The sequence below is a fragment of the Streptomyces sp. NPDC002577 genome, from assembly GCF_053594815.1.
This window is the reverse complement of the sequence record NZ_JBSFWK010000016.1, coordinates 66,472-84,676: the sequence shown is the minus strand read 5'-3', so window position 1 is coordinate 84,676 and position 18,205 is coordinate 66,472. Positions and strand designations below refer to the sequence as shown.

The following is an 18,205-nucleotide window of genomic DNA, read 5'->3' as shown; positions in this document are numbered from 1 at the left end:
GCACCTCTTCGATCGACGGCAAGAAAGTAACTCTGCAGCAAGTATCTCTCGACTGACCTACTTGATAAAAAGTAGCTTAGAACTAAGCTATTTTCGTTCGGGTGAGCCACGTACCGGAGGGGATCGTCGATGAAGCGCGCCAGCACCGTCCTGTTCACCGCCCTCGCCCCCGTCTCGTGGGGGTCGACCTACGCCGTCACGACCGAGTTCCTGCCGGCCGACCGTCCGCTGTTCACGGGCCTGGTGCGCGCCCTGCCCGCGGGAGTCGCCCTGCTCGCGCTCACCCGCGTCCTGCCGCGCGGTGCCTGGTGGTGGAAGGCGGCGACGCTCGGCGCGCTGAACATCGGCGCCTTCTTCCCGCTGCTCTTCCTCTCCGCGTACCGGCTGCCCGGCGGTATGGCCGCGGTCGTCGGTTCGATCGGCCCGCTGTTCGTCGCCGGTCTGGCCGCGCTGCTGCTGGGTGAACGGCCGACCCTGCGCACCCTGCTCACCGGCATCGCGGCGGCCTTCGGCGTCAGCCTGGTCGTCCTCGAAGCCACGTCGGCGCTGGACCTCGTCGGCGTACTGGCCGCCCTGGCCTCGACCGCGTCGATGGCGACCGGAACCGTGCTCACCAAGCGCTGGGGCCGTCCGGACGGCGTGGGTCCGCTCGCGCTCACCGGCTGGCAGCTCACCGCGGGCGGCCTGCTCATCGCGCCGGTCGCGTTTCTCGTCGAGGGTGCACCGCCCGCGCTCGACGGCCGCAGCATCGCCGGTTACGTCTATCTGGCGCTCGCCAACACGGCGGTCGCGTACTGGCTGTGGTTCCGCGGCATCGGCCGCCTCAGCGCCACCCAGGTCACCTTCCTCGGCCCGCTCTCGCCGCTGACCGCCGCGGTCATCGGGTGGGCGGCGCTCGGCCAGGCGCTGTCGCCCGTGCAACTGGCGGGCATGGCGATCGCGTTCGGCGCGACGCTCGCGGGCCAGGCGCGACCGCGCGCCTCGACCGCCGCGCCCGGCGTCCTCCGGATCCCGTCCGTGGCGCGGTCCGCCCAGCGAGTCCGCTCCTGACGACGTGTGGGGTGCCCCTCGGGCCGAAGCCTGAGGGACACCCCACACGCGTGCGAACGGAGAACTACGCCGCCGCGTCCGCCGCCTGAGCCTTCAGCGCGCGCTCGATGCCCGCCCGGGACTCCGAGACCAGGCGGCGCAGGGCCGCGTTCGGCTCGGCGGAGGCCAGCCAGGCGTCCGTCGCGTCGAGAGTGGCCTGCTCCACCTGCAGCGCCGGGTAGAGGCCGATCGCGATCTGCTGGGCCATCTCGTGCGATCGGGACTCCCAGACGTCCTTGACCGCGGCGAAGTACTTCTCCGTGTAGGGCGCGAGGAGCTCGCGCTGGTCGGTCTGGACGAAGCCGGCGATGACCGCCTCCTGCACGGCGTTCGGCAGCTTGTCGGACTCGACGACCGACGCCCACGCCTCCGCCTTGGCCTCGGCGGTCGGGCGGGCGGCCCGTGCGGTCGCCGCGTGGCGCTCGCCCGCGGCGGTCTTGTCCCGCTCGTACTCGGCCGCGATCTCCTCCTCGCCGAACCGGCCCGTGGCCGCGAGCCGCTCCACGAGCGCCCAGCGCAGCTCGGTGTCGACGACCAGGCCATCGATGGTCTCCGTGCCGTCGAGCAGGGCGGCGAGCAGGTCGAGCTGCTCGTCCGTCCGCGCGGTCGCCGCGAAGGCGCGGGCCCATGCCAGCTGGTGGTCGCTGCCCGCCGCGGCCGCCCGCAGGTGCTCGAGGGCAGCCTCGGTCCACTGCGCCAGACCCGTCTCACGCCAGGCCGGGTCCGCGTACAGGTCGATCGCCAGCTTCACCTGGCGGTGCAGCGACTGGACCACGCCGATGTCCGACTCCTTGCCGGCGCCGGACAGCACCAGCGACAGATAGTCGCGGGTCGCCAGCTCGGCATCGCGCGTCATGTCCCAGGCCGACGCCCAGCTCAGGGCGCGCGGCAGAGATGCCTCGAAGTCGCCGAGGTGCTCGGTGACCGCCTTCAGCGACTCCTCGTCGAGGCGGACCTTCGCGTACGACAGGTCGTCGTCGTTGAGCAGCACGACCGCCGGGCGGCGCTTGCCCGCCAGCTGCGGTACGGCGGTCAGCTCGCCGTCGACGTCCAGCTCGATGCGGTCGCCGCGCACCAGCTTGCCCGCCTCGTCGAGGTCGTAGAGGCCGATCGCGATGCGGTGCGGACGCAGCGTCGGCTCGCCCTTCGCACCTGCCGGGAGCGCCGGCGCCTCCTGGCGGATCCCGAACGACGTGATCACACCGTCCGCGTCCGTCTCGATCTCCGGCCGCAGGATGTTGATACCGGCCGTCTCCAGCCACTTCTTCGACCACGTCTTCAGGTCACGGCCGGAGGTCTTCTCCAGCGCGCCGAGCAGGTCGCTCAGCCGCGTGTTCCCGTACGCGTGCTGCTTGAAGTACGCCTGCACGCCGCGGAAGAACTCGTCCATGCCGACATACGCGACGAGCTGCTTCAGGACGGAGGCGCCCTTCGCGTACGTGATGCCGTCGAAGTTGACCATGACGTCGTCCAGGTCGCGGATGTCCGCCATGATCGGGTGCGTCGACGGCAGCTGGTCCTGGCGGTACGCCCAGGTCTTCTCCGAGTTGGCGAACGTCGTCCAGGAGTGGGGCCAGCGGGACCCCGGCGCGTACGCCTGGCAGGCGACCGAGGTGTAGGTGGCGAACGACTCGTTCAGCCACAGGTCGTTCCACCACTCCATGGTCACGAGGTCGCCGAACCACATGTGGGCCAGCTCGTGCAGGATGGTCTCGGCGCGCCGCTCGTACGCAGCGTCCGTCACCTTCGAGCGGAACACGTACTGGTCGCGGATGGTCACCGCGCCCGCGTTCTCCATCGCGCCCGCGTTGAACTCCGGTACGAAGAGCTGGTCGTACTTCTTGAACGGGTACGCGTAGTCGAACTTCTCCTGGAACCACTCGAAGCCCTGGCGCGTGACCTCGAAGATCGCGTCCGAGTCGAGAAACTCGGCGAGCGAAGGGCGGCAGTAGATGCCGAGCGGTACGGACTGCCCGTCCTTCTCGTACACGCTGTGCACCGAGTGGTACGGGCCGACGATCAGCGCCGTGATGTACGTCGAGATGCGCGGCGTCGGCTCGAAGGCCCAGACGTCGTCCTTCGGCTCCGGCGTCGGCGAGTTGGAGATCACCGTCCAGCCGGTGGGCGCCTTCACGGTGAACTGGAACGTGGCCTTCAGGTCCGGCTGCTCGAAGCTCGCGAACACCCGGCGGGCGTCCGGCACCTCGAACTGGGTGTAGAGGTAGGCCTGGCTGTCGACCGGGTCGACGAAGCGGTGCAGGCCCTCGCCGGTGTTCGTGTACGCGCAGTCCGCGACGACCCGCAGCTCGTTCGGCCCCTGCAGCAGGCCCGGGAGCTTGATACGCGAGTCGGCGAAGACCTCCGCCGGGTCCAGCGCGTCACCGTTGAGCACGACCTCGTGGACCGTCGGCGCCACCAGGTCGATGAAGGTCTCGGCCCCGGCATCGGCCGCGTCGAACCGCACAGTGGTCACGGACCGGTACGTGCCGCCCTCCTGCGCGCCGGAGAGGTCGAGATCGATCTCGTACGAGTCCACGGTGAGCAGCTTCGCCCGCTGCTGCGCCTCTTCACGGGTCAGATTCGTGCCAGGCACGCGGTCATCTCCTCGGGTCCTCGGTGCGTCTTCACTTCCACCGTTTTCCGTTCATCCTTGCACGCCGGGCCGGGTTAACCCGATCGTGGCGAAAGACATCTACCTTGGAATCGTCGGCCGCCGCCGTTTCTACGCCGAGCGTGGAAGGAGACGCCGCGATGACCCTGAGGCACCACGAAACTGTCGAGGACGTCATGCGGAGGAAGGACGGGCACGAACTGCTGCGCTTTCTGGAGACGCTCCCCGAGCTCGATCAGCTGAAGATCGAGCTCATCGACGGAAAGATCGTGATGCAGGTATCGGCGGCACCGTTCCACAACCGCATCGTGGCCAGGCTGACCACGCAGTTCACCCTGGCCGGCTGGGAGGCTCTGCCCGAGCAGGCGCTGATCTCCGAGATCTCCAGCTTCGAGCCCAAGGCGGATCTCACCGTCACCACCGCCGAGGCGATCCAGGACAATCCCAACCCGTTCCCCGCCTACCGTGTCGACCTGGTCGTCGAGGTCGTCTCCTCGGACAGGGACAGCGACTACATCAAGAAGCGCATGTGGTACGCGATGAGCCAGATCCCGCTCTACCTGCTCATCGACCCCAACGAAGGCCTCATCGAGCTTCACTCACAACCGGAGAAGATGACGTACCGCAGGGTCGACCCGTACCAGTTCGGTGATGCCATCGAGCTGCCGGAACCGTTCTCGTTCGCGGTCGACACCTCGCAGTTCAAGCTCTACCCGCCGAAGCTGCCGTGATGGGCGGAGACGAGGTCGAGGGTCAGGTGGCGGGGCGTTCATGGCGCGAGGTGCGTGCAGAAGCCATGGAGCGCCATCCGTGGCTGAACTCTCCCGAGGCCGAGCAGGCGCGTGCGCGGATGCGCGCCGAGACCACCGCCCGGATCTGTGGGGACGATGAGTGAGGGACGGCCACCGGTCGGTGGCCGTCCCTTCACCGCGTACGCCTAGCGGCCGAGCTCCGCCGCCACCAGCTCCGCGATCTGCACCGCGTTCAGCGCGGCGCCCTTGCGAAGGTTGTCGTTGGAGACGAACAGCGCGAGGCCGTTCTCGACGGTCTCGTCGACGCGGATGCGGCCCACGTACGACGGGTCCTTCCCCGCGGCCTGCAGCGGGGTCGGGATCTCCGAGAGCTCCACGCCGGGCGCGTCGGACAGCAGCTCCGTGGCGCGCTCGACGCTGATCGGGCGGGCGAAGCGGGCGTTGATCTGCAGGGAGTGGCCGGAGAAGACCGGGACGCGCACGCAGGTGCCGGAGACCTTGAGCTCCGGGATCTCCAGGATCTTGCGGGACTCGTTGCGGAGCTTCTGCTCCTCGTCGGTCTCGTTCAGGCCGTCGTCGACGAGGTTGCCCGCGAACGGCAGAACGTTGAAGGCGATGGGCCGCTTGTAGACGCCCGGCTCCGGGAAGTCCACGGCCTCGCCGTCGTGCGTGAGCTTGTCCGCGTCGGCGATGACCTTCTGGGCCTGGCCGTGCAGCTCGGCGACGCCCGCGAGGCCGGAGCCGGAGACGGCCTGGTAGGTGGCGACGACGAGCGCATCGAGGCCCGCCTCCTCGTGCAGCGGACGCAGGACCGGCATCGCGGCCATCGTGGTGCAGTTCGGGTTGGCGATGATGCCCTTGGGGCGGTTCGCGATCGCGTGCGGGTTCACCTCGGAGACGACCAGCGGGACCTCGGGGTCCTTGCGCCAGGCCGACGAGTTGTCGATCACGACCGCGCCCTGCGAGGCGACCTTCTCGGCCAGGGCCTTCGAGGTCGCGCCGCCCGCCGAGAACAGGACGATGTCCAGGCCCGCGTAGTCGGCGGTGGAGGCGTCCTCCACCGTCACCGGGGTGCCCCTCCAGTCGATCGTCGAACCGGCCGACCGGGCCGAGGCGAACAGACGCAGCTCCTCCACCGGGCTGTGTCCATTCTTTCCGGCCCGCTCGTCGAGGATCCTGAGCATGACTGTGCCGACCTGACCGGTGGCTCCGACGATTCCGACCCTCACGAGGACTCCTTCTTGCATGCGTGTGGCTGAGCTGCGGCTGCCGCTCCATGATGCGTATGCCCCCGGCCGCTTTGCCAATCCATTGTCCGAGGAGCGGGACGGTTCGCGGACAGCGGGGCCGGTCGAAGGGCGGCCGAACGTTTCCGGCCGCTCCGGCGTCATAGGGGAAACGCAGGGGAGGGGAGGGTGGCATTGCTGCGGCGAAAAGTCCGAACGGCCCGTGACGCGGATCCGCTGGACGCGGCCCAGGAGGACAGAGTGCGCGCGGTACTGGCACTGGGCGGGGTGCCGTACGCGGATCTGCCGGACGGGGTGCAGCAGGTCAGGCTCAGGCTGCTGGAACGGGCCGCGAAGGGTCAGGACGCGCCGCGCGACGTGTCCGCGTGGGCCGCGGTCGTCGCGTCCAACCTGGCCATGGACTGGCACCGAGCGCGCCACCGCCAGGAGCGGCTCGGCGAACGGCTGGCCGCGCTGCGGCAGGAGCACCCGGTGGTCGAGGAGACCTGGGTGCTCTCGCTCGCCGTGGCCCAGGGCCTCGACGAGCTGCCCGACAGCCAGCGCCAGGTCGTCGTGCTGCGCTTCTACGCGGACCTGCCGGTGCGGGGGATCGCCGAGCAGCTCGGCATCCCCGAAGGCACGGTCAAGAGCAGGCTGCACACGGCGGTACAGGCCCTGCGGGCGCGGCTGCACGAGGAGGAGGTGGTGTGACGGTGGCCGGACACGACGACGGACCCGAGTACGGCAGCGGGGGCGACGCCCTGCTGGCCGCGATCATGGACGAGCCCTTGTCGGGCGACGCCCGTGGGGACGCCGCCTTCATGGACGAGTACCGGTCGGCTGTGGCGGATCTCACGCAGCTGAGGGCTCAGCTGCGGGGCCTGGGGGACGCGCTGGCGGCGCCCGCGGGCCGCTCCTCAGTGCCGGAGCGCACTGCCCCGGTGCCTGCTGTGCGGGCGCCGGCCCGCCGGACCAGGCGCCCGTTCGCCATCGCGCTCGGCGCACTCGCGGCCGTCTGCGCCGCGGCCATGTTCAGCGGCGCGGTGTGGCTCGTGGGGCAGTCCGGGGCGGGGGCCGGGGACAGTTCTGCTGCGGACAAGAGTGCCGCGGGGGCCTCCCAGGAGGGGAGCGACCAGAAGAACGACGGTGAGTCCATGTCGGCGGAGGGCACCGTGGCCTGCGCCCGCCTCATCGTGGAGGGCACGGTGGAACGGGTGGAGCCACTCCCCGGCGGGGCGCAGGACCGGATCGTGCTGGACGTGACGCGCTACTACAAACCGAGCAGCGGCAAGAAGCGAGTCACCTTCACGATGGACGTGGCGGTCGATCCCCGGCTGCGTCCGGGTGATCACACGCTCATCCTCATTCCCAGCTACGACCCCCACCCGACCATCTGGTCCACGGGCAAGGACGTGGCCAAGGACCGAAGGTGGATCATCAAGGCCCTGCCCGGGTCGCGGAAGATCGAGTGCGAGGGCGACCCAGGGCCCGGGGCGTGACCGCGCGGTCCTGAGCCGACGGGGGAGGGGAAGCGGAAGGGGCGGGCGCCCGGAAGAGCGCCCGCCCCCTCCTGCGGAGGTCACCCCGCTACGGCGTGACCTTCTCGATCTTCACGCTGCCGAGGCCCGCGACCGTGCCGCGCCCGTTCACCAGCCGCACCTCGCCGAAGAACTCGCGTCCCTCGGGAGCCGCCGCGTTCGCGACGACCTCCGCGGTGACATCGGCCGAGTCGCCGTGGCCGAGCTCGACCGCCTTCGACTCGTCGACCTTGACCTCACCGAGCGACGAGGAGAAGAAGACGTCGCGGTAGTCGTAGGCCGTCGAACCCGACGGGACGCCGTAGCCGTACACCTCGATGGTGTACGTGCCGGCGGCCGGCTCGGGGATGCTCACCGACTCCTCCGAGTCTCCGTCCGCCGAGGAGCCGACCTCCTCGTGGTTCTCGTCGTAGACCACCAGGTCGAGGTCCGCCGCAGCGTCCGACACATTGCCGATCGCCACGTCGAGCTTCTCCGCGCCCTCGGGCACGACGACCGTGGTGGTCTGCGTCTCGCCCTCGGCGATGGTCGGCCGCGCGGTCTTCGAGGAGCCGAGCGGGCCGCCCTGCAGCACTCCGTCGATCGCCGCGAAGCCGTTCGTCACCTTCCAGGAGACGGCGGCGGGGGTGCCCACCTTGGCCTCCGGAACCGTCTGCACGGCCGGGTCGAAGGCCGCGCCCAGCACGCTGACGTCCAGCTTGTACGGGTTGTCGAGCAGCGGCGACGTACGGCGCGCCTCGACCTCGATCTCCCAGACGCCCGGCTGCGGGTCCGCGTAGGAGCGCACGTCGGGGCGGCAGCCGTTGCCGTCGAGGTAGTTGTTGTAGCAGTACGGCGTGGAGGTGTTGTCGATCGGAACGCCGTACGGGTGGATTGCGATGAACCGGGTCTGGCTCTTGCCCACCAGCCCGCCGATCGCGACCTCCAGCGTCTTCGCGCCCTCGGGCACCGTCACGAAGTACGACTTGGTGCTGTTGCGCTGTACCGAGCCGGACGCGGCGAAGGTGTACGAGCCGCTCGTCAGGTCGTTCGAGACGACGACCGTGTTGAGGATCTGCTTGTCGACGCCCTCGGTGCTCGGGTCGTCCACCTCAAGGATCGCGCTGCGGACGCCCGAGTAGCGCGGCTTCGCGGCGATCTTGACGGTGACCGGCTTGTTCAGGCCGAGGCTGATCTCGTCCGGGCCGACGATCGAGAAGGTGTCACCCGAGTTGTTCGCCAGCGACAGCTCGTGGCGCACGGGCCGGTCAGGACCGGAGGTACGGGTGACCGTGACCTCGTAGACCTTCTTCTGACCCGTCTTCAGACCGCTCTCGCGGTCGTAGATCCCGGTGCCGACGCCCGGCTCCGCGAGGAACTGGTCGATGTTGGTGTCGACCGGCGCCTTCACCGTGTACTCGTGGGCGGTCGCGCCGTCCTTGATCGCGTCCCACGCGTCGGGCACGTTGACGAGACCCGCGCCCTCCTCGTACGCCTGCACCGCGGTGATGTGGTGCGCGGTGCTGCTCAGCGCGGTGCGCAGCTTCGCCGGGGTGAGGTCGATGCCCTTCGCCTTGGCGGCGGACAGCAGCAGCGCGGAGGCGCCGGCGGCCTGCGGCGACGCCATCGAGGTGCCCTGCAGCATGCCGTAACCGGCCGGGAGGCTGTAGCCCGCCTCGGCGACCGGGGCGCCCGGCAGCCAGGTCTGGATGGTGTTGATCGCCGCGCCCGGCGCGGTGATGGTCGGGGTGAACCCGCCGTCCTCACGCGGACCGCGCGAGGAGAAGGGGAACATGGCGTACTTCTTCTCCACGGCCGAGCCGTAGTTGGCGGCCCAGGTCTCCTTGGAGATGGCGGCGCCGACGGAGATCACCTTGTCGGCGAGTCCCGGGTCGCCGATCGTGTTCGCACCGGGGCCGGAGTTGCCGGCCGAGATGACGAGCTGCACGCCGTAGTCGTCGATGAGGCGCGTGTAGAGCCGGGCGCGCGCGTTGTTGCCGTCGTTGAGCGCCGGCAGGCCGCCGATGGACATGTTGACGATGTCCACGCCGCGGTTGATGACCAGGTCGGCCATGCCCTCGGTCAGCGCGATGTTGGTGCAGCCGCCGGTCCAGGTGCAGGCACGGGAGGAGACCAGCTTGGCGCCGGGTGCCTGGCCGTTCATCTTCCCGCCGAACAGGCCGTTGGCAGAGGTGATACCGGCCACGTGAGTGCCGTGCTCGCCCTCGATGACGCCGATGTTGACGTAGTCGGCCTTGTCGCCGGCCGCGTTGTAGACGACGTCCTTGCGGATCTCGGCGACGAACGGGATGCGCTCGGCGACCTCGGTGGACGGGTCGTCCTTGCCGAAGTAACCGACCTGGAAGCCGTCCTTGTACGGCTTCATCGGCGTCTCGTCGGTGAAGTCCAGGTCGTCGTCGAGGTCGACGGTCATGGTGCCCGCGGCCGGGTCGTAGAGCACACCCCAGACGTCGGTGGTGTCGCCGTCCCGGTTCAGGTCGCCGGCCATGTCGCCACCGGTGGTGGCGGACTCGTAGAAGTAGTTGAACTTGTAGCTGCCCGCCGGGGCGCTGAACTTCTCGGTGCCCTGGTCCTTGGTGGTGATCGTGAAGCTCGGTCCGGCGACCGAGGCGGTCATGCGCCGCCAGGTGCCGTCACCGTCCGACACCGGGTCCGTGGCCGTCACCCAGTCGACGATCTTGCGTTCGCCGGTGGTGGTCTTCTGCAGCGCCGGCTGGGCGAGGTCGACACCGGAGTCCAGGATGCCGATGGTGATGCCGCGGCCGTCGTACGTCGGGTGGTCCTTGACGAAGTCGACCGAGCCCGTCTCGAAGGACGGGTTGTACGGGTTCTTGGCCGGGGTGTTCTTGCCGGGAGCGGCGTAGGTGCCCTCCGCGGCGGTGCCGGCGCCCTTGGCCGTGTCGGCGGACGGGGTCGGGTCGTCCAGCGGGATCTCCTGCTTGAGGTCGATCGCCTGGACGGAGGACAGCTTCTGGGCGGCCGCGATGGCCTTGTCCGCCTTGGCGGTGGGCACCGTGGCGCGGACATAGCCGAGCTTGTCGATGGTCTTGCCGACCAGGCCGCCGTCGACGGCGTCGAGCTGCTCGGCGACCTGCTCGGTCTTGCCGGGTGTCGTCGCCACCATGAACGTGACGTTCTTGTCGCCGTCGGCCTTGGCCTCGGCGAGGAGCTCGGCGTCGGCAGAACCGAGCTTGTCGTCGGCCGACTTGACGGTCGCGCCCGCCGGTGCCGGCGTCGGGTCCGCGTCCGCGGAGAAGGCCATGGGTAGCGGCCCGGCCGCGGAGAGCGCGGCCACCAGGCCCGCGGCCACGACGACGCGGGCCACGCGTCTCGCACCGGACACGGGTGCGCACTGGGGGTCGGAGGTCATCAGCATCCTTGTGGGTGAAGGTCCGGGCTCTCACACGGGAGGTCTCTCGCACGGGAGTCCGGAATTCGGTGCCTGATGGCCGCTCAGCTTTACGTATGAGACCACTGTTTGTGGAGTTTTTGCCTGTGGCGGGTTGGCGTTGTGGCGTACTTCCGCCATACGCCATGGGCGCAATGGGGGTTGATAGGGGGATTTGGGTCGTGTGACGCGCGTAGGCGGGCTCAACGGGCGCATACACAAACGGCATGCGAAGAGGGGGCCACTGGGGCCTAACGTCTGTCCATGCAGAAGGAACTGAGGGTGGCGGCCTACGCCGTGTGCGTGAGGGACGGTCAGATGCTGCTCGCCCGCTGGGTGGCGGGCGACGGCACGAGGCACTGGACGCTGCCGGGCGGGGGCATGGACCACGGCGAGGACCCGTACGACACGGTGATCCGCGAGGTCGACGAGGAGACCGGCTACACGGTCCAGCCGGCGGCGCTGCTCGGCGTCCACTCCGTGCTGCGACGCTATCCGCGCAGGCTCGGCGCGGTCGCCGACTTCCACGGGCTGCGCATCGTCTACGAGGCGCAGATCACCGGCGGCTCCCTGCGGTACGAGGAGAACGGCTCCACGGACATGGCCGCCTGGCACGCGCTGGGGGAGGTGGAGCGGCTGCAGCGCGTCGAGCTCGTCGACATCGGACTGCGGATGTGGCGGGAGAGGCCGGCCGCCGGCCATGCGGTGCCGGAGCGCCGCGGCTGACCCGGGCGGCCTCGATCCGGCTCCCGTACCCCGAAAAGTGAACGTGGAGTGACTGCTTCCCTTCCGCCCGGAGAGGGGCCCGTGTCACGCCGGGTAGTTCAAGATCCACGTGCGGTGATCGGTGCTGCCCGTTGCCGCCGAGTTAACGCGCAGGTCATCCCGTCTGTCAACGATCCAGTGGAAGCGGGGAGTTCACACACCTGACTCCCCGTGCCCACTGCCGACGCGTTTCGCACTCGGGGAGACCGCGCCATGTCGCGCATACGCTCTGTGGCCACAGCCGCTGCCACCGCCACCGCCGTCAACCGCCGTACGCTGCTCGCCGCCACCGGAGCGGTGTCCCTGTCCGCCGGCATCGGCTACGCGCTCCGCCCCGGCAGCGCGCAGGCCGCGTCGGCGATCCCGACGGGAGTCACCGCGGTCTCGCGCAAGGCGCCCGCCGCACCGCTCACCCCGTACGAGGAGGGCACCACCCTCGCCACCGTGGCCGCGCCCCGTTCCGGAGCCACCGGCTACCGGCGCCTCGGCGACGGCCCCGCCTGGACGCGTGTCGTACGGTCCGACCTGGCCGCCCCCAGGTCCGGCCGCGTCGAACGGCGCACCGCCCTCGCCGCGTTCGTGCAGTTCACCGATCTGCACCTGGTCGACGTGCAGCACCCGCTGCGCTACGAGTACCTGCGGGCCCAGACCGCCAGCGCCTGGCGGCCGCAGGAGGCGCTCTCCGTGGCCGGTGCCATCTCCCTCGTGGAGCGCGTCAACGCGCTGCGCGGTGCCCCCGCGACCGGAGCGCCGCTGCACTTCGTCATGACGACCGGCGACAACACCGACAACAACGCCAGTTCCGAGCTCGAGTGGTTCCTGAAGACCATGAGCGGCGGCCGCATCACGCCCGACAGCGGCGACCACCGCCGCTACGAGGGCGTGCAGAACTCGGGCCTGAAGCTGTACTGGCAGCCGGACGACGCCCTGCGCGACGCGGACAAGCAGCTCGGGTTCCCGCGCATCGAGGGCTTCCTCGAGGCGGCGATCCGCGAGGTGCGCAGCCCTGGCCTCAACCTCCCCTGGTACTCGACGGTCGGCAACCACGACGCGCTGCCGGGCGGCTGCTACGCGCCGGGCGACTCCTTCTTCGCCGACTTCGCCGTGGGCGGCCGCAAGCTGATGACGCTGCCCGAGGCGCAGGCCGCGGCCATCTGGAAGAACGTCCAGAAGGGCGGCGACCCCAAGGGCGAGGCCTTCAAGGAGATGCTGAAGAGCCAGACGCGGCACATGCGTTCGGTCACGCCGGACGAGTCCCGCGCGCCCTTCACCCCCGCCGACTACCTCAAGGCGCACCTCGACCCCGCCCACACCGGCCCGGGCCCGGTCGGCCACGGCTACTCCGCCGCCAACCTCGCCGCCGGCACCCAGTACTACTCCTTCCGCATCGCCGACGACGTGATCGGCATCAGCCTGGACACGACCGACCCGGGCGGCCACTACGAGGGCTCTCTCGGCACGGCCCAGCTGAAGTGGCTGGAGCGCACTCTGAAGGCGCACAAGGACGAGTACGTCATCGTCTTCAGCCACCACACCAGCACGACGATGCGCAATCTGAACCGCGACCCCGCGCGCGCGGGCGAGACCCGGCACAGCGGCGACGAGGTCGTCGACCTCCTCGGCCGCCACCGCAACGTCCTGGCCTGGGTCAACGGCCACAGCCACAAGAACAAGATCACCCCGCGCGGCACCTTCTGGGAGATCTCCACGGCCTCCCACATCGACTTCCCGCAGCTGGCCCGCATCATCGAACTGGTGGACAACCAGGACGGCACGATCTCGCTGTTCACCACCCTGATCGAGTCCGCGGCCCCGCACGCCACCGACTTCACGGACCTCTCCCAGACGGGTCTGGCGGCCCTGTACCGGGAACTGTCGTTCAACGCGCCGGGCAGGCGAGACACCCTGTCCGGCACGGCAGGGGACCGCAACACGGAGCTGGTGCTCAAGAAGGCGTGACGCGCGACGGTGAAGGGGCGGGCCCGTCCTGCGGGCTCCGCCCCTTCACTCACTGACCTTCGGGTCCTTTGTCGACGTCAGCGGGGCAGCACCACCACGTACGCCGCCGGATCGCGGTCGGCAGAGGCCATGAGCGCCGTCCGTACGACCGTCGCCTGCTGCTCGAGCGCATCACGCAGCTTCTTCGGCGTGAGGTGGACGACCGTGATGCCGAGCCGCTCCAAGTGCTCCCGCTTGCGGGCGTACTCGGACCACAGGGCGTCGCCGCCGTGCCGCAGGCCTTGTCTCGGTGCCCGGGTGTCCAGCTCGACGGCCACCGCGTGGTCGGGCCAGTACGCGTCCACGCCGCCGAGGTGCGGGCCGCCCGGCAGACGCAGGTCGACGTTCCACAGCGGGTCCGGCAGCCGGTGCTCGCGCACCATCCGGTACAGCCGGTCCTCGGCGACGGCGCGCCCCTCGGCGAGCAGCGATTCGACGGCGTCCACGACGTGCGGCCGGTTCAGCAGCTGCGCCTGGGCCAACTCCCGTACGACCGATGCCGGATCGCAGTGGCCGCCGCGTACGGCCTCGGTGAGCAGGCGGCGTACCGCATCGGCGTCCGGCAGTTGCGCGACGGCGTCGGCGAGGGCCCGCGGGACGGGTGCCACCGGCAGACCGGTGACCTGCTCCGCGACAGGCAGTTCGGGCGCGCGGACCACCCGGGCGAAGCCGGTCGAGCGGAGCCGGCGGGTGCGCGGCACCAGGACGTCGATGCGGTTCAGCGAGAGCAGCGGAGGAGCGGACGGGAGACGGTGCAGCGTGAGCGCCGCCAGGCCCGTGATCATCGCGTCGCCGTAGGCGATCCGCTGCTGCCCCGGGCCGTGCGGCTCGCCCGGGGCGGGCTGCGAGGGGACGGTGTGCGCCGTACGGCGCGGGGACACGTTCGCCGCGTACAGCAGCACGGCGTGCAGCCGTTCCTCGCTGGTGGGCGGCCCGGAGCGGAGTAGCTGGACGCCGGGCAGGAGCTGCTGCCAGGGTCCGCCGGGCCGGCAGCGTGCGTTCGTCTCCGCGCCGGAGACCCCGTGCGCCCGGAGCTGCGCGGTGCTCATCACGCGCAGCCGGACGTCGGAGAGCGCGGGGCGGAGCAGGGGGTGGGGGGAGAGCGGGGCGTTGTGATTCATGCCCCCGGACTTTCCCATCGCCTCCCGGTCCGTTAACCGCTGTTACGCAGCCGTCGAAAAACCAGGACAACCTCGCCCTAAAGTACGCACGTTCGACGCCCGAAACCCGCTGGTCCATTCGGGGTTACGGCCCGGGGTGCCAGTTTTCGGTAACCGTGGTGGCGAACGAACGGAGAGGGGGCGCACCGTCGTCGTTCCCGTTGTGGGCAATCGTTCCTCTCCCAGTACCCCCAGGGTTGGGGGCACCTCCCAGCGGTAGCTGGGGGAGGGTGGGCACAACCCCCGAGCAACGGCGCCCCGGGGTCGTACCCGAACAAAGAGCTACAGCGTCCCGCCAGCGGCACCGGCGTCACACGCCTGCCCCCGCAAGGCTCGCGCAAGATCGTCCCGCGCCTCAAGCACAAGCCGCCGCAGCGCCGGAGGCGCGGAAAGGCGGCCCTCCAACCACACATCCGCCGCAGCAACGGTCTCCGCCGAGTCCTGCAACGCCGGGAACAACCCCCGCACCACATCCATCCCGATCTGAATGGACCGCTCGCCCCACACCCGCTCGATCACATCGAAGTACTTCCCGGCATACGGCGCGAGAAGCCCCCGCTGAGACGGCTGCGCAAACCCCGCGATCGTCGCCTCGACCAGCGCGTTCGACAGCGCGTCGGACTCGACGACGGCCGCCCAGGCCTGCGCCTTGACGGCCGCGGACGGCCGCGCGGCGAGGCACCGGACCTGGTGCCGCTTGCCCGACGCCGTGTCGTCCCGGGCGAGTTCCGCCGCGAGCACGGCCTCGTCGGCGACCCCGTACGCGGCGAGCGGCTCGAGGAACGACCAGCGCAGCTCCTGGTCGACCTCCAGTCCCTCCAGCTTCTCGGTGCCCTCCAGCAGGTCCCGCAGGAACCGCAGATCGGTCCCGCTCGACGCGACGGAGGCGAAGAACCGTGCCCAGGCCAGCTGGTGCTGGCTGCCCGGCTCGGCGAGCCGCAGCTCGCGCAGCGCTCCCTCGGCGAGCAGCAGCCCGCCCTCCTCGCGCCACGCGGGCGCCGCGTAGTTCACATGCGCCGACTCGGCCCAGGCGTGCAGCATCTGCAGGACGCCGATGTCGGACTCCCGGCCCCCGAACCGCAGCACGAGGCCGATGAACTCACGCGCGGGCATCAGCGCGTCGCGCGTCAGGTTCCAGAGCGCTGACCAGCACAGCGCCCGCGCGAGGGGGTCGGTGATGTCGCCGAGGTGCTCCCGCAGCGTGGCCAGCGAGTTCTCGTCGAAGCGGATCTTGCAGTACGTGAGGTCGTCGTCGTTGACCAGCACGAGGTCCGGGGCTGCCACCCCCGCCAGCTCCCCGACGACCGTCCGCGCCCCGTCGACATCGGTCTCCACGCGCGCGTACCGCTCCAGACCGCCTTCCGCGGTCAGCCGGTAGAGGCCCACCGCCACCCGGTGCGGCCGCAGGTCCGGATGCGACTCGGGCGCCTCCTGGACGACGGCCAGTTCGCTGACGCGCCCCTCGGCATCCAGCAGCACCTGCGGCGTCAGGGAGTTGACCCCGGCGGTCTGCAGCCACGCCCGCGACCACGCCGTCATGTCCCGCCCGGACGTCTCCTCCAGGACCGACAGCAGATCGCCGAGCTGCGTGTTCCCGTACGCGTGCCGCTTGAAGTACCGCCGCGAGCCCTCCAGGAAGGCGTCCTGCCCGGCGTACGCGACCAGCTGCTTCAGGACGGACGCGCCCTTGGCGTACGTGATGCCGTCGAAGTTGAGCTTGGCGTCCTGCAGATCGCGGATGTCGGCCGTGATCGGGTGCGTGGAGGGCAGCTGGTCGGCCCGGTACGCCCACGCCTTGCGGCGGTTGGCGAAGGTGATCCAGCCGTCCTTGAAACGGGTCGCCCCGACCAGCGAGAACGCCCCCATGAAGTCGGCGAACGACTCCTTCAGCCACAGGTCGTCCCACCACTGCATGGTGACGAGGTCCCCGAACCACATGTGTGCCATCTCGTGCAGGATGACGTTGGCCCGGCCCTCGTAGGCCGCCTGCGTCACCTTGCCGCGGAAGATGAACTCCTCGCGGAACGTCACACAGCCCGGGTTCTCCATCGCCCCGAGGTTGTACTCGGGCACGAACGCCTGGTCGTACTTCCCGAAGGGGTACGGGTAGTCGAAGTGGTCGTGGAAGAAGTCCAGGCCCTGCTTGGTGACGAGGAAGACGTCGTCCGCGTCGAAGTGCCGGGCGAGCCCCTTGCGGCACAGCGCGCCGAGCGGGACCTCCAGCGTCGTACCGTCCTCGAACGTACGTGTGTAGGTGTCGGTCACATAGTGGTACGGGCCGGCGACGACCGCCGTGATGTACGTGGAGATCGGCTTGGTCTCGGCGAAGTGCCAGGTGCCGTCCTTGTGTTCGCCGACGCCGCCCGACCACACCGTCCAGCCGGCCGGGGCCTGCACCTCGAAGCGGAAGGGCGCCTTGAGGTCCGGCTGCTCGAAGTTCGCGAAGACCCGGCGGGAGTCGGCGGGCTCGTACTGCGTGTAGAGGTAGACCTCGCCGTCCTCCGGGTCGACGAAGCGGTGCAGGCCCTCGCCGGTGCGGGAGTAGGCGCACTGCGCGTCCACCACCAGCTCGTTCTCGGCGGCCAGGTCCTCCAGCGCGATCCGGGAGCCGTCGAACACGGCGACGGGGTCGAGGTCCCTGCCGTTGAGGGACACAGCCGTGACGTTCGGCGCGATCAGATCGGCGAAGGTTGTCGCGCCCGGCTCGGCGCAGCGGAACCGGATCGTGGTCACGGAGCGGAACGTGCGCGGCTCCTGCTCGCTGCCGCCGACCGCGGAGCGCAGGTCGAGCTCGATCTCGTACCCGTCGACGGACAGCAGTGCGGCCCGCTCGCGGGCCTCGTCGCGGGTCAGGTTCTCACCGGGCACGGGCACTCCTTCGAGGTCGTCGAATCCAGGGCCTGTCCGGCCTGATCCGCCGGGCAGGCCCCGACCGATCTTCTCATCCGGGAATGCGTGGAGAGCCGACCGCGTTTGACTCCGCACGTGCCGTACGTGTCCTCATGAGGAGAGTCATGACCGAGAAGACCCCCGTCGACTTCTGGTTCGACCCGCTGTGCCCCTGGGCCTGGATGACCTCCCGGTGGGTCCTGGAAGTGGAGAAGGTCCGCGACATCGAGGTCCGCTGGCACGTGATGAGCCTGGCCGTCCTCAACGAGCCCAGGGTCGACGAACTGCCCGAGGAGTACCGCGAAATGCTCGCGACGAAGGCCTGGGGCCCCGTCCGGGTGGTCATCGCGGCCCAGCAGGAGCACGGACCCGAGGTGCTCGGCGACCTCTACACCGCGATCGGCACGCGGGTCCACAACCAGGGCGAGGGCATCGAGAAGGACGTCGTCGCGGCCGCCCTGAAGGACATCGGCCTGCCCAAGTCCCTCATCGACCACTGGGACTCCACCCCGTACGACGCCGAGCTGCGCGCCTCCCACAAGGAGGGCATCGACAAGGTCGGCCAGGACGTCGGCACCCCGGTCATCGCCGTGCCCGGCGCGGACGGCGAGCAGATCGCCTTCTTCGGCCCGGTCGTCACCCCGGCCCCCAAGGGTGAGGAGGCCGCCAAGCTCTGGGACGGCACCCTCCTCGTCGCCTCGGTCCCGGGCTTCTACGAGATCAAGCGCACCCGGACCAAGGGCCCCGACTTCAGCAACCTGTGAGCGGCTGATAGCCGACCGGCAGCGC

At 70.2% G+C, this 18,205-nt stretch carries 13 protein-coding genes; 8 read left to right on the top strand and 5 right to left on the bottom strand.

All coding sequences use genetic code 11. From position 1 onward, the window contains the following. Positions 1 to 129 precede the first annotated feature (129 nt). Entirely contained in the window at positions 130 to 1,050 is a 921-nt protein-coding gene (locus ACWD4J_RS21770; RefSeq protein ID WP_451397050.1) for an EamA family transporter, read from the top strand. A 64-nt stretch (positions 1,051 to 1,114) separates the two neighbouring features. Here the strand turns inward: ACWD4J_RS21770 and pepN (ACWD4J_RS21765) are convergent, their stop codons facing one another. After that, complete coding sequence (pepN, locus tag ACWD4J_RS21765; RefSeq protein WP_451397049.1) at positions 1,115 to 3,682, bottom strand: aminopeptidase N; 2,568 nt, start codon at positions 3,680 to 3,682, stop codon at positions 1,115 to 1,117. Between the two features lie 158 nt (positions 3,683 to 3,840). Between pepN (ACWD4J_RS21765) and ACWD4J_RS21760 the strand changes: the two genes are divergently transcribed. Both ACWD4J_RS21760 and ACWD4J_RS21755 read left to right on the top strand, forming a co-directional pair. Then, entirely contained in the window at positions 3,841 to 4,431 is a 591-nt protein-coding gene (locus tag ACWD4J_RS21760; protein WP_451397048.1) for a Uma2 family endonuclease, read from the top strand. Next, entirely contained in the window at positions 4,431 to 4,595 is a 165-nt protein-coding gene (locus tag ACWD4J_RS21755; protein ID WP_451397047.1) for a hypothetical protein, read from the top strand. Before ACWD4J_RS21760 ends, ACWD4J_RS21755 begins: the two co-directional genes overlap by 1 nt. Positions 4,596 to 4,637: 42 nt before the next feature. On the opposite strand, the gene ACWD4J_RS21750 is transcribed toward ACWD4J_RS21755, so the two are convergent. Beyond that, entirely contained in the window at positions 4,638 to 5,681 is a 1,044-nt protein-coding gene (locus ACWD4J_RS21750; RefSeq protein ID WP_451397046.1) for an aspartate-semialdehyde dehydrogenase, read from the bottom strand. Between the two features lie 186 nt (positions 5,682 to 5,867). Between ACWD4J_RS21750 and ACWD4J_RS21745 the strand changes: the two genes are divergently transcribed. Next, on the top strand, positions 5,868 to 6,389 hold the full coding sequence (locus tag ACWD4J_RS21745; protein WP_451397045.1) for a sigma-70 family RNA polymerase sigma factor: 522 nt from the start codon (positions 5,868 to 5,870) through the stop codon (positions 6,387 to 6,389). Continuing rightward, a complete protein-coding gene (locus ACWD4J_RS21740; RefSeq protein ID WP_451397044.1) occupies positions 6,386 to 7,177 on the top strand; it encodes a hypothetical protein in 792 nt (263 codons plus the stop codon). The genes ACWD4J_RS21745 and ACWD4J_RS21740 overlap by 4 nt, the downstream gene beginning before the upstream one ends. Positions 7,178 to 7,265: 88 nt before the next feature. Here ACWD4J_RS21740 and ACWD4J_RS21735 read toward each other — a convergent pair whose 3' ends face one another. Next, the gene (locus ACWD4J_RS21735) at positions 7,266 to 10,586 is read right to left on the bottom strand and encodes a S8 family serine peptidase (protein ID WP_451397043.1); all 3,321 of its coding nucleotides are present in this window, start codon (positions 10,584 to 10,586) and stop codon (positions 7,266 to 7,268) included. 282 nt (positions 10,587 to 10,868) lie between these two features. On the opposite strand from ACWD4J_RS21735, the gene ACWD4J_RS21730 reads away from it, so the two are divergent. Together ACWD4J_RS21730 and ACWD4J_RS21725 are read left to right on the top strand one after the other, a co-directional pair. Continuing rightward, positions 10,869 to 11,330 carry an NUDIX hydrolase gene (locus tag ACWD4J_RS21730; protein WP_451397042.1) on the top strand — a complete coding sequence of 154 codons (462 nt, stop codon included), beginning with the start codon at positions 10,869 to 10,871 and terminating at the stop codon, positions 11,328 to 11,330. A gap of 252 nt (positions 11,331 to 11,582) precedes the next feature. Further along, complete coding sequence (locus ACWD4J_RS21725) at positions 11,583 to 13,328, top strand: TIGR03767 family metallophosphoesterase (protein ID WP_451397041.1); 1,746 nt, start codon at positions 11,583 to 11,585, stop codon at positions 13,326 to 13,328. A 77-nt stretch (positions 13,329 to 13,405) separates the two neighbouring features. Here ACWD4J_RS21725 and ACWD4J_RS21720 read toward each other — a convergent pair whose 3' ends face one another. Together ACWD4J_RS21720 and pepN (ACWD4J_RS21715) are read right to left on the bottom strand one after the other, a co-directional pair. Next, positions 13,406 to 14,488 carry a hypothetical protein gene (locus tag ACWD4J_RS21720; RefSeq protein ID WP_451397040.1) on the bottom strand — a complete coding sequence of 361 codons (1,083 nt, stop codon included), beginning with the start codon at positions 14,486 to 14,488 and terminating at the stop codon, positions 13,406 to 13,408. A gap of 321 nt (positions 14,489 to 14,809) precedes the next feature. Next, positions 14,810 to 17,395, bottom strand: coding sequence for an aminopeptidase N (pepN, locus tag ACWD4J_RS21715; protein WP_451397039.1), 2,586 nt, complete (start codon positions 17,393 to 17,395; stop codon positions 14,810 to 14,812). A 146-nt stretch (positions 17,396 to 17,541) separates the two neighbouring features. Here pepN (ACWD4J_RS21715) and ACWD4J_RS21710 point away from each other — a divergent pair, with 146 nt between their 5' ends. Beyond that, on the top strand, positions 17,542 to 18,180 hold the full coding sequence (locus ACWD4J_RS21710; RefSeq protein WP_451397038.1) for a mycothiol-dependent nitroreductase Rv2466c family protein: 639 nt from the start codon (positions 17,542 to 17,544) through the stop codon (positions 18,178 to 18,180). The last annotated feature ends 25 nt before the right edge of the window (positions 18,181 to 18,205 follow it).